This is a genomic window from Phreatobacter oligotrophus, assembly GCF_003046185.1.
In the GTDB taxonomy this organism is placed as follows: Bacteria; Pseudomonadota; Alphaproteobacteria; order Rhizobiales; family Phreatobacteraceae; genus Phreatobacter; species Phreatobacter oligotrophus.
Genome location: NZ_PZZL01000001.1, coordinates 582,341 through 596,108 on the forward strand (window position 1 = coordinate 582,341; position 13,768 = coordinate 596,108).

At 67.8% G+C, this 13,768-nt stretch carries 1 protein-coding gene; it reads left to right on the plus strand.

Annotated features, from left to right (window positions below):
• Positions 1–288 precede the first annotated feature (288 nt).
• Positions 289–13,752, plus strand: coding sequence for a PLxRFG domain-containing protein (locus C8P69_RS23725; protein ID WP_170118099.1), 13,464 nt, complete (start codon positions 289–291; stop codon positions 13,750–13,752).
• Positions 13,753–13,768: the final 16 nt, after the last annotated feature.

The following is a 13,768-nucleotide window of genomic DNA, read 5'->3' on the forward strand; positions in this document are numbered from 1 at the left end:
GGGAGATCCTCGCTTTCGCGCCTGTAGTCATCGAGGGCCTGAACGAGAGCCCGCGGCAGGCGGATGGAGATCAGGACGTCTCTTTTAGAGGGCGTTTTCATGATGTCATGCAGTCAAGAAATCCGTTGTAAGTCAACCAACCGGCCGTTCTCGGTAACGCGCACGCACTCTATAGAGGTTGAACGGGGGTGCGCTTCGGTCGGCGCCTGATCGCATCTCCGGCTCGGACACAGGGCGTGGCGCTCAACGGGTTGCTTCCCTGCGGCCGTCAACCCGTGGAGGCCCCCTGTGTCCGAGCGCAACCCCCTTGAGCCGATCCGTGTCGCCCCCGGTTCGCTGACGATCGATCCGCTCTTCCCGAGCACTGCGCCCAAACCGCCCCAGCCGTCGCCCGAACAGGTCGCCCAAGTCGAGGACGCGCGCCGCCGCGACGAGGAGCTTGCCGCCTGGCAGCGCGAGCAGGAGGCCAAGGCCCCGGGCCGCTACACCATCGTGGATGAGCGCGACCTTGCGGCGAAGCAGGAGGAGTGGCGCAAGCAGAACGCCTCCGGTGGCGTCGCCGGCGACACCCGCCGCGCGGCCACTCTCGGGCTCGATAGCACCGCAAACGCTCTGCGTGAGGTGGTGCGGGCGATTCCCAAGGTCGGTCCGGCCATCGTGGATGGCGTCGACTCGATCGATCGATGGATGTGGGGCCGCGACAGCGAGACGCTGTTCAACGAGCGGCGCGAGCGCCTCACCGCCGGCATGACGCCGGAAATGCGCGCCGCCCGCGAGAAGCAGTGGGTGGAAGAGCGCCAGAACCCCGACGGCTCGACCTCGTACAGCATGGGATCCGCCTGGACGGATCCGCGGTCCTACCTGTCCGGCCTCGCCGAATCCGCCGCCGGTACCGCCATCACGATGGTGCCCGGCGCGATCCTCGCCCGCGGTGCCTATGTCGGCGCGCTGGCTCGCGGTGCGACGGAGAAGGTGGCCGCGGCTGCCGCGGCACGCACCGCGCTCATCGCCGGCGGCATCAGCGAAGGCGTCATCGCCGGCGGCCAGACCTCGGCCGAGATCCGCGAGGCCATCGGCAAGATGCCGGAGGCCACGCTGCAGCAGTCCGAGGCCTACCGCTCGCTCATCGAGGGCGGCAAGACGCCGGTGCAGGCCCGGGCGGCACTGACTGACGATCTCGCCACGAAGGGCATGCTGATCGCCGGCGTCGCCACCGGCATCTTCGGCGGCCAGGGCGATCGCGCGCTGGCCAAGATCCTCGCCGAGGGTGTGCAGGGAGGCCTTGGCCGGCGGATCCTCTCCGGCGCCGGCCGCGGCGTCGTCGCCGAAGGCCTGCTTGAGGAATTGCCGCAGTCCGTCTCCGAGCAGATGGCCAAGAATTATGCGCTGCAGGGGGCCGACCCCAACCAGCGCCTGATGGAGGGCGTGCCCAACGCGGCAGCCGGCGGCGCAGTCGTCGGCGGCCTGATGGGCGGCGGCATGGGTGCCGCCGGTGCTGCAGCGCGCCGCAACGACGCGCCGGCGCCGGCGCCAGCGATTCCGGAGCCCCGCAACGCGGCGGAGGCGAAGGGGCAGGCCATCGGCGCCGAACGCGGCGCTGCACCATCCGGCCCGCTCTCGTCCGCCCTCGAATACGCGACCCGGCAGGGCGGCACGCCGACCACGGCCCCGGACGGCGCGCCTCCGCCTGGCACCGATGTCTCGGTGACGATGGCGCGCGGCCAGCGCCTCAACGGCCGCATCGAGGGCTACTCACCATCGGGAGAGCCGATGGTGCTGGCGGAGATCGTGGATCCGGAGACGGGCGAGATCCGCACGCAGACGCTCGAGGTGCCGCTGTCCCAGCTCGCCCCGCTTCGGCCCGCTGCGCCCCCGCCGCCGGTGCCCGAAACCCGGCCCGAAATCGTGCCCGAAATTGTGCCCGGGGTTTCGGGCACAGTCGCCCAGCCCGCTCCGGCGCAGCCGGCAAGCCAATCCGTGCCGCCCGAAAACCCCGCGGCCCGGCCCGCGCCTGGCACTGTCCCGCCGCAGGACGTCACCGCCGAGGCCGCCGCGCCGGTCGGCCGCATCGCCCCGACCGAGACGAGCCAGCTGCCGCCGCGCAAGGACACCGTCCCCCTGACGGAGCGGCCGGCGATGGTCCGGCCGGGCTCGCGCGTCATCGTGGATGATCCGGCGACCGTCGGCCGCTTCGGCGCAACCCTGCAGGGCTTCTCGCCCGATGGTCAGAGCGCGGTTGTCCGCGGCGACGGCGGGCAGGAGCTTGAGATCCCCGTCGATCGCCTTCGCGTGAATGGCGTCTCGCCGGAACAGCAGCAGGCCCGCGACCTCGCCGAGAACCCGCCGGTCGAACGCGAGACGATCACCGGGACGGTGCCGACCGCCCGCGAGGTGCGCGGCAAGCAGATCGTCATGCCGGACGAGAAGCACTCGCGGCTCTACGACCTCGGCAAGATGCGCCACGACTCCAAGCGCACGCTCGGCCGGGGCGCCCTGGATCTCGACACCGATCGGCCGATGGCCGAGCAGGTCGCACTCGCCGAGCAGTTCGGCGTGTCGCCCCAGCGCCTGGCGCAGCTCGCCGAAGATTATCGCTACCGCGTCGAGCGTGCCGCCAAGGAGGCCACGACCCGCACGCCGGTGAAGGTGCCGACCGTCAGCGACAAGATGCTGGCGCGAATGAAGGCGGAGGACCGCCGCGAGGAGAAGAAGCGGCCGGCAGATCCGCCCGTGGTCGGCGGCGCATCGACGCAAGCGCTCGAAACCGTGTCAGAAACGGGCCAATTGCCGGAATGGTCCGCAATTGACGCGGCGGCGAACGAGGCCGCCACCAGCCCGACCAACGACACCCCCGAGCCGACAGAAGCGCAGCGCGAAGCGGGCAACTACAAAGTCGGCAGGCTCCGGCTCGCTGGACTCGACATCAGCATCGAGAACCCGGCTGGCTCGACCCGCAGCGGAACCGACCCCAACGGCAGAGCATGGTCGATCATCATGAAGAGCCATTATGGCTACTTCCGTGGGACACGTGGCCCCGATAAGGACCACATCGACGTCTTCGTGAAGCCCGGTACCGGCGCGCTAAACGATGGTTCGCCGATATTCGTGATCGACCAGGTATCGCCCGATACCAAGCGCTTCGATGAGCCGAAGGTTATGCTCGGCTGGCAAACCGCAGGCCAGGCCAAAACAGCCTATCTCGCCAATTATCAGGCGAACTGGAAGGGCCTCGGGACGCTGACGCCCACCAACATCGCGGGCCTCAAGGCGTGGTTCGCCGATGGGGACACAACTAAGCCGTTCGCTGATCGCAACACGATAACGAAGGAAGCATCGCCGAATGCCGATCCGCAACTTCAAGCACGGAATGACGGGGACGCCGGAGCACGTGGCGTGGGTGCACCTAAAGCAGAGGTGCCTGAATCCGCGGAGCCCCGACTTCCCGATGTACGGGGCACGCGGGATAACCGTCCATCCGGAGTGGAAGAAGGACTTTCTGGCGTTCTACCGGGAGATCGGCCCGCGTCCGAGCCCGGCACACTCGGTGGACCGGATGGACGGGACGAAGGGGTACGAGCCAGGGAACGTCCGGTGGGCGACACCGACGGAGCAAGCGCGCAACCGCCCCGGGTTCGTGAAGAGCGTGGAGAGCCTGACCGCAGCGGAGGCCGCGACACAAGCCGGCCTGAAGCCCTCGACGGTGTACGCGAGGCTGGCGCGCGGGATGACACCCTCCCAAGCGCTGACGCAGGAGAAGGCACCGGGCGGGACGGATCCTCATCTGATCAGCCACGACGGCCTGACGATGTCGGTGCGCGCTTGGGCGCGAAAGCTCGGGGTAAGCAAATCGACGCTACTGGCGCGACTGAACCGAGGTTGGAGTCCGGCAGAAACGCTGACCCGTCCGATGGGCCCCAACGGCCGGCGGTCGACTTCTCCGGCAACACCTTTTTCACCGCTGACAAGGTAGAGGCCGCGCGTGCGCGCCTCCGCGCCAAGATGCGGCAGGTCAATTCGGGCATCGATCCGGAGACGCTGATCGATGGCATGACCATCGCCGGTGCCTATATCGAGGCCGGTGTGCGGTCCTTCACCGACTATGCCAGCCGCATGGTTTCGGACCTCGGGCCGAACGTCCGGCCGTACCTGCTTTCCTTTTGGGAGGGTACGCGTCATTATCCCGGCCTCGACACGAGCGGGATGACGTCAGCCGAGGAATCCGCCCGGCTGCATCAGGAGCTGATGAAGGCCCCGGCGCAAGCCGCGGCGCCCGCCGAGGAGAAGGCCGATGGCCAAGACGCCGCAGATGCGGGAGATCGAGGACAACTGGCGGCAGACGAAGCCGGACCTGTACGCGCGCCACAAGGCGAACGGAACGCTGGCGAACGCGCTGCACGACGAGTCGAGCCGGATGACGTCGGAGATCGACGCGCTGGTGGCCGGCGGGATGCGCCTGGACGAGGCGACGGAGAGGGTCCGGCCCGAGTACCTGACGCCGACGAGCAGCGAACCGCCGATGAGCGCGGAGGATCGCGAAGCGCTGGCGGGTCAAGCGGAGACGTGGCGTCTCGCCAACTCGATGCCGCCGATGGACGAGGACGAGCCGGCGCAGGCGTAGAGCCGCCAACCGAGCCGCAGCCGTCTGGTGGCCTCGTCGCCCAGGCACGCCCGACCGCCTACACGATCACCGATGCCGACGAGCTCGGCAGCGGTGGCGCCAAGGCCAAGTTCCGCAACAACGTCGCGGCAATCCGGCTTCTGCGGAAGCTGGAAGAAGAGGCGCGCACGGCGACCCGCGACGAGCAGTCCGTGCTCGCCAAATGGGTGGGCTGGGGCGGCCTGCGACCTGCATTCGCCCGCGACGATGGTTCCGTGGCGAAGGGCTGGGAGAAGGAAGCGGCCGAGCTGCGCGAGCTGATGACGCCGGAGGAATACCGGGCGGCCGAGTCGTCCACGCGCAATGCGCACTACACGGCGCCCGAGATCGTCAAGGCGATGTGGTCGGCGGTCGATCGCCTCGGCTTCAAGGGCGGCCAGATCCTCGAGCCCTCCGTCGGCGCGGGCAATTTCCTCGGGCTGGCCCCGCCATCGGTCCGTGAGACGGGCCGGTTCACGGGCGTCGAGCTCGATCGCATCACCGGGCAGATCGCCAAGAACCTCTATCTCGACGCCAACATTCAGGCGCCGATGGGCTTCGAGGCGCTGACCGTGCCCGAAGGCTATTTCGACCTGGCGATCGGCAACCCGCCGTTCGGCAGTGAGCGCGTGCACGACAAGCTGAACCGCAAGATCGCGAATTTCAGCATCCATAACTACTTTTTCGCCAAATCCGTGGACAGCCTGCGCCCCGGCGGCGTGCTGGCGATGGTCATCACCTCGCGCTTCCTCGACGGCGCCGACACCCGCGCCCGCGCCTACATCGCGGAGAAGGCCGACCTCCTCGGCGCGATCCGTCTGCCGAATGACGCCTTCCTCAAGAACGCCGGCACGTCGGTAACCACTGATATCGTGTTCCTGCAGCGGCGCGCCGATGGTGTGGCCGCGGACACGTCGAGCTGGGTGGACGTCGGCGAGTACCGCGACCGCGAGGGCCGGAAGGTCCCGCTGAACCGCTATTTCATCGACAATCCCGACATGATGCTCGGCGACTTCGGCGCCTACGGCACCATGTACGGTCCCGACGAGCCGGCGCTGATCGCCCGTGAAGGCGACAACCTGCCCCAGCTGGTGCGCAAGGCCATCAACGCGCTGCCGGCCAAGGTCATGCCGGCGCCGGCTGCGCCCGTGGTCGGCGAGACGCCCAAGGTCCCGAGCAACGTCCGCGATGCCCTCGAAGGATCCATGTTCCTCGATCCGGACGGCAAGATCTGGCGCCGGGATCCGGACCGCATCGGCGAGCCGCAGGCCAGCCCTGCCGATCTCGGCAACACTGCCGCCGCCCGCGTCGCGCAGATGATCCGCGTCCGCGACACCTTCGCCCGGCTGCGCGCCGCCCAGCTCGACCCCAAGGCGACCGACGAGAAGATCGAGAACCTGCGCGAGCGCCTGAACAAGGTCTATGACGCGCATGTCGCCAAGTTCGGCCCGATCAACGCGGATGCCAACAAGCGACTGTTCCGCGAGGATCCGACCTGGCCGCAGATCTCCGCCCTCGAAGACAATTTCGACAAGGGCATCAGCGCGGACGTCGCCAAGACCACCGGCGAGACGCCGCGCGCTCCCAGCGCCAAGAAGGCGGCGATCTTCACCAAGCGCACGCAGCAGCCCTATGCTCCGCCGACCACTGCGGCGAACGCGAAGGATGCCCTGGCTGCCGTGCTCTCCGAATATGGCCGCGTCGACATGCGCGCCATGGAGCAGATCTACGGCCAGCCCGAGGCCGACATCGTTGCCGAGCTCGGCTCGCTGATCTTCAAGACCCCGGCCGGGATCTATGAGACGGCCGACGGCTACCTGTCCGGCAACGTCAAGCAGAAGCTCGCCGAAGCCCGCCGCGCCGCCGAGCAGGATCCGGCATTCCGCGTCAATGTGGAAGCGTTGGAAGCGGTACAGCCGGCCGACATCGAGGCGGTCGACATCGACGTGAAATCTGGCTCGCCATGGGTGCCGGCCAACCATGTCGCCGATTTCATCAACCACATCATCGACGGGACCGGATCCAAGGCCTTCTATTCCAAGCTCACCGCGAGCTGGGTGGCGACGCCGGGCCGCGCCTCGCAGTCCGCATCCACCATGTGGGCGACGGAGGAGGCCTCCATCAACCGCGTCATCGACGCGGCGCTCAACCATTCCCGCATCACGATCTCCTACAAGAACGCCGACGGCACGATGGTTGTCGACCAGGCGGCAACCGAAGCGGCCAATGAGAAGGTGGAGAAGGTCAAGGCCGAGTGGCGCCGCTGGGTGTGGGAGGACGACGCCCGCCGCGACGAGCTCGCGCGGATCTACAACGACACGTTCAACACGGACGTCGAGCCCCGGTTCGACGGCTCCCACCTCAAGCTGCCCGGCAAGGTCAGTGACGACATCATCTCCTTCCGCCCGCACCAGCTGAACGCGGTGTGGCGCGCCACGCAGACCGGATCCGCGCTCTTCGATCACACCGTCGGCGCCGGCAAGACCTTCGCCGGCATCGCCTCGGTCATGGAGCTGCGCCGCACCGGCCGCGCCAAGAAGCCGATGGTGGTGGTCCCCAATCACCTTGTCGGCCAGTGGGCAGCGGATTTCATCAAGCTCTACCCGGGTGCGCGCGTCCTGGCGCCGACCGAAAAGGACTTCGACAAGGAGAACCGTCAGCGTCTGTTCGCGCGGATCCTCACCTCGGATTGGGATGCCGTGATCGTCGCGCATTCCTCCTTCAAGAAGATCGGCGTCTCGGCCGAATATGAGGCGGCCTACCTGCAGGATCAGGTCACGCAGATCATGGCCTCGATGCAGGAGGTGAGGGCGGCCACCGGCGAGAAGAGCCGCAACGTCTCCCAGCTGTCGAAGCAGCGCGACGCCTTGCAGACCCGGCTGCAGAAGCTGATGGAGGGTGGCGGCAAGGACGCCGGGCTGGTGTGGGACGATCTCGGCATCGACGCCCTGATGGTGGACGAGGCGCACGAGTTCAAGAACCTCGGGTTCGCCACCTCGATGCAGCGCGTGGCCGGCCTCGGCAACCCGACCGGCTCGCAGAAGGCTTCGAATCTCGCGATCAAGATCCGGCACCTCCTCGACAAGACCGGCGGCCGCAACCTGATTTTCCTCACTGGCACGCCGCTGTCCAACTCGATGGCGGAAATGTTCACGGTGCAGCGCTATCTCGCCGGCCGGAAGCTGGAACAGATGGGCCTCGCGCATTTCGACGCGTGGGCCCGCGTCTTCGGCGAGGTGGTGACCGATTGGGAGCTCTCGCCGACCGGCCAATACAAGCAGAATTCGCGCTTCGCCCGGTTCACCAACGTGCCGGAGCTCATGCAGTTCTACCGGTCCTTCGCCGACGTCATCGTCAACGACGACATCAAGGCGATGCTCGCCGCCCAGGGCAAGCGCTTCCCCCTGCCGAAGGTGAAGGGCGGCAAGCCCACCAACATCGCTGTCGAACGCTCGCCCGACCAGGCCGAGTTCATCGGCATCGGCACGGAGGATGCCAACGGCAACCTGCAGTTCCCCAAGGGCTCGCTGATCTGGCGCGCGGAGAACCTGCCGAAGAAGGCGGAGAAGGGCGCCGACAACATGCTCAAGATCATGTCGGACGCCCGCAAGGCGGCTCTCGACATGCGCCTGATCGGGCAGGGCTACGGCGACGTCGCCAATTCCAAGGTGCACCGCGCCGCCGACGAGATGGTGCGGATCTACAAGGCATGGGCCCGCGACCGCGGCACGCAGCTGGTGTTCATCGATCTCTCGACGCCGCAGGCCGCCAAGAGCAAGGAGGCCGAGCGGATCCGCGCGCTCATCGCCAAGGCCGAGCAGGGCGATGATGCCGCCCAGGAAGCCCTCGACAACCTGTCGCCCGACGAGCTGTCGGCTCTCGACGGCAAGTTCTCGGTCTATGACGATCTCCGTCAGAAGCTGATCGACCGCGGCATCCCGCCCGAGGAGATCGCATTCATCCATTCCGCCAACACCGACCTGCAGAAGCAGGAGCTGTTCGGCAAGGTGCGCTCCGGCCGCATCCGCTTCCTGTTCGGCTCGACGCCGAAGATGGGCGCCGGCACCAATGTGCAGAACCGCCTCGTGGCGCTGCACCACCTCGATGCGCCGTGGCGGCCGTCGGATCTCGAACAGCGCGATGGTCGCGGCATCCGCCAGGGCAACGAGCTCTATGAGCAGGATCCCGACGGGTTCGAGATCGAGATCCTGCGCTATGCGACCAAGAACACCCTCGATGCCCGCCAGTGGCAGACGATCGAGGCGAAGGCCCGCTTCATCGAGCAGCTGCGCAAGGGCAACGTGAAGGAGCGCACCGTCGAGGACATCGGCGGCGAAGCCTCCAACGCTGCGGAGATGAAAGCCGCCGCCAGCGGCAATCCCCTCATCCTCGAGGAAATGACCCTGCGCCAGCGCCTGCGCAAACTCGACGCGGCGATGGTGGAGCACGAGCGCGGTCAGCACCGCGTCAAGGGTGCGATCGGCGCCTCGATGCGAGAGACGAACCGCATCGAGACGATGATGCCGGACATGGAGAAGGACGCCGCCGCGGCGGCCGAAACGCTCGCCGGCGAGTTCACCGCGACGATCCGCGGCGCCAAGATGGAGAAGCCCTCCGAAATGGGCCTCGCCATCCTCAACGCGGCGAAGGAGATGCTGGAATCGGGAGCAGAACGGTCACCCGTCGGCAGCTACGGCCCGTTCAAGCTGACCCTGCAGTGGGCACACACCACCTCGTTCCGCCTCAATATGGCGGGTGCAATGACGCACGAGATCTCGGTCGGCGACGTCAAGGAGGCCGACCCGAACGGGCTGGGGCTCAAGATCACCAACACCGCCCGCTGGCTGGTGAAGGAGCCGGATCAGATGAAGGCGCGGCTCGCCGCGCTGCGCGCCGAGCTACCGAAGCTGCAGGCGCAGATCGGCCCGTTCCCCCAGGCCGCCGAGTTCGAGGAGACGCGCCAGAAGCATACCGAGATCATGGCTGCGCTCCGGCCGAAGCCGAAGCCGCCGGCCGCCAAGCCGGAGGACGCGCCGAAGGACTCGGTCAAGGACATGGATCCGGTGGCGACGATCACCGGCGCCGAGCTCGGTGTCGAGTTCCGGGGTGGTGAAGACCTGCCGGCGCTGCGCACCGCCGCCCTGGCTTGGTACAAGGCCAACCTCATGGGCACGACGGTGCTGATGAAGGACGGCACCGAGGTGCAGTTCGGGGGGCGGGGCCGGAACAAAAGCGCCAACGGCCGCGGGGACCTTCTCTTGCGCGCTGTGCCCGCGATCCCCGAGATCCTGCGGCAGGGTGACGTGGTGTTCACCGAGCCGGGGAATGTGCCCCGCGTGATCGAGCGCCGCATCGTCGCCGCGCCCGTGATGCTGATGGGGGAGGTGCGTCGACTGGCAGTGTCGGTGCATCAGCAGGCCGACGGCCACTGGCAGTACGATCTGACCTTCGACAATGAGCGAACGGGGGGGCCGGCAATCAACGCCGGAGGCCTAGCAACCCGTGAGGGCCCGGTACCTACCTTGGAACGGCAACCCCCCCGTCGTGCCAGCGACCCGGGGAGTGGTACCCGGTCGACCCCCGACGGAACCGCCGGTGGCAGCACGGAAGGCGCCGCTGACAGGGACAGCGTAGCTGATGCCGCCCCAACTCTCAACCTGATGGTGTGGGGCGAGGTTCCCGCCAAGACCGCGACCGAGGCCGAGACGAAGGCGACCAGCACCGTGCAGGCCGCCATCGACCGGCATCCGCTGGGGCCGATGGTGCGGCTCCTGCAGGCCAGCCGCCGCGTCTCCATCGTCTCGCAGGCCTACGATGGTGCGGCTCCCGGCGTTCAGGCGTTCACGACGCCCGATGGTCGAATCAGCATCGTCGCCCCGGAGATCTCCGAGGCCGATGTCATGCCGGTCATCCTTCACGAGGCTTTCCATTCCGGCGTCCGCCCCCTCATCGGCGACGCCGCCTGGACTGGCCTCATGGAGCGGCTGGACCGGCTGCATCGGCAGTTCGAGCGCTCGCCCGGCAAGGCCGGCGAGTTCTTCGCCGAGGCGCGCCGCCGCGTCGGCCGGGCCGGCGTCACCGGTCCGCTCACGGCCGAGGAATTCGGCGCCTATGCGATCGAGGCCTATGAGCAGGCGCCCCGTGCCTTGCGCGGCTGGATCGATGACGTCGTCGGCCGGGTGAAGGCATGGGCGCTGGCCACCTTCGGCCGCCAGATCGGCGCGGTGACGCCGGCCCAGCTGCGTGCGCTCGCCGCGGCCGCCATCCGCGACCAGGCGCGCGGGATCCAGACCGCGCCGGTGGTGGCCGATCAAAACCCGATCAAAGACTCGGTGCGCGACGTCGCGGCGTCCGCCGGCGCCATGCTCGACAAGAAGGCCGTGGCCGATGCGGTGCGCGGCGCTGCGACGGACATTCAGCCGGCGCTCCTCGCCACGGTGCCGCTCAACTACTTCTCCGAGCTGAAGCGGCCGGGCATGACGTCGGTGGATGCCTATCTGCAGTTCAAGCGGCAGATGGACACCTATCGCGGCAAGCGCCACGAGCTGATGGTTCACCTCGCCGAGGACTGGCGGAAATTCGCCTCCGCCAATCGCCGCGGTGCGGAAGAGCTGTCGGCCCTCATGCACGACACCACGCTGGCCAAGTTCGATCCCGCCGCGATGGCGCCGGATCCGGCCGACTCGGTGCAGATCGATCTCGGCAAGCGGTGGGCGGCCTTGCCGCCAAAGGCGCAGCAGATCTATCGCGAGGTGCGGGATGCCTTTGTCGAGCAGCAGAAGGAGCTCGATGACATCATCCTGGCCAACATCGACAAGTCGCAGCTGGCAGCGCAGCGCAAGGTCGAGCAGGCCTATCGCGCCAACCTCGAGCGGATCCGCGCCGACCGGTCCCTGACCGAGCCGGAAAAGCGCGAGCGCATCGAGCGCCTGGAAGCGCAGCGCGAGAATGACCTTCTCCGTGGCCAGTGGGCGCACAAGGCCCGCATGACGAAGCTGCGCCAGCAGTTCGAGAGCAACCGCGTTCCGTCGCCCTATTTCCCGCTGACCCGCTTCGGCCGCTACTTCGTGACGATCCGCAACGGCGAGGGCGACGTCGTCTCCTTCTCCCGGTTCGAGCGCGAGGCCGACCGCCGCCGGTGGGTGCGCGACAACTGGCCGAAGATCCAGCAGGATTTCCCCGGCGCCTTGAAGGATGAGGGCGTCGTGGACGAGAAGGGCGACATCAACGCCCCCATGGATCCGCGTCTCCTCGGCGAGATCGACATTCTCCTCGGCGAGGCCGGCGTCGAGCCGGGCGTCATGGATGCGATCTGGCAGCGCTACCTGCAGTCGATGCCGGATCTCTCGATCCGCAAGCGCTACATTCACCGCAAGGGCACGTCGGGCTTCCAGCAGGACGCGCTCAAGGGCTTCGCCTCGCATATGTTCCACGCCGCCCACCAGATGGCGCGCCTGAAATATGCCGGCGACCTCACCGAGGCCCTGAACGGTGCCTCCGACGAGGCGCGCCGGGCAGACGATCCCACCAGGGCGACGACGCTGGTGAACGAGCTGCGCAAGCGCCACAAGTGGGTGATGAACCCGACCGGCGGCAAGGTCGCCCAGGCGATCACCTCCGCCATGTTCGCGTGGTATCTCGCGGCGACGCCGGCGGCCGCCATCGTCAACATGACGCAGCCGGTCATGCTCGGCGTGCCCATTCTCGGGGCCCGGTTCGGCGGGGCGGCGAAGGCTGCGGCGGCCATGACCAAGGCCGTCAAGGACACCGTCACCGGCTCCGGCTCCATCCAGAACAGCGCCTCGCTGTCCCGCGACGAGCAGGCGGCCGTGCGCGCCTTCTATGAATCCGGCCTGATCGAGCGCTCGCAGACCTATGACCTCGCCGGCCTTGGCGACACCGGCGTTGAATACTCGCCGCTCCGGCACCGCGTCATGTCCATCATCGGCTGGGGCTTCCACCGGGCCGAGATCTGGAACCGCGAGGTGACGGCGCTCACCGCCTACCGGCTCGCCCGCGAGGCCGGCCAGTCGCACCACGCGGCAGTCGACACCGCGCACGACCTGACGTGGAAGGTCAACTTCGACTATTCCAACTCGAACCGGCCGCGGATCCTGCAGGGTGACGTCGCCAAGGTGGTCGGCACCTTCCAGAATTTCCAGATCAATATGTGGTATCGGCTCTTCCGCGACCTGCACCAGTCGTTCAAGGGCGACACGCCGCAGGCTCGCAAGGAGGCGCGCTACCAGCTCGGCGGAATCCTCGGCATGATGGGGCTCCTCGGGGGCGTCACCGGCATAGCCGGCTACAACGTCGCCATGGCCATCGCCGGCATGTTCTTCGGCAAGGACGACGACCCGTTCGAGTTCAAGCACCAGGTCGAGCGATCGATCATCGATCTCTTCGGCCCGACCCTCGGCGGCATCATCCTCAAGGGCGCGCCTGGCCAGCTCACCGGGCTGGATCTCACCAGCCGCATCGGCATGCCCGACTTCTTCCTGCGAGAGCCCAACGGCAACAAGGAAGGCGCCGACTGGTGGAAGGAGCTGATGTTCAGCGCCAGCGGTGTCTTCTTCTCGACCATCGCCAACACCATCCGCGGCGGCTACATGATCGCGGAAGGCAAGACGGCCCGTGGCGTCGAGGTGATCGCGCCAAAGGCGATCCGTGATGTCATGAAGGCCTACCGCTACGCCAACGAAGGCGTGATGAACCAGCGGGGCGACGAGGTGGTGTCGAAGGACAAGATCTCCGGGTGGGACCTCATCGCCCAGGCGAGCGGTTTCACGCCGGCGCACATCGCGGAATCGTTCGAGCGCAACAAGCGGATCCGCGAGGCCAACCAGAACGTGATGAGGGAGCGGCGCGACCTCCTCAACCAGTTCGCCACGGCCTACCGCGTCGGCGATGCCGAGACGCGGGCGGCCGTGGTTGAGCGCATCAAGCAGTGGAACAACCGCGCTTATGCCCGCGGCGTCGAGATCACCGGCGACACGATGCGGCAGTCCCTGCGCGCCCGAATGGAGAATGCCGCCCGGCGTGAGGATGGCGTCTTAATCTCCAATGCGACCTTGAACCGGACCCTCCGCGACCGCCTGGGGCAGCGCGTCAACTGACGAAGAACACAAGCCC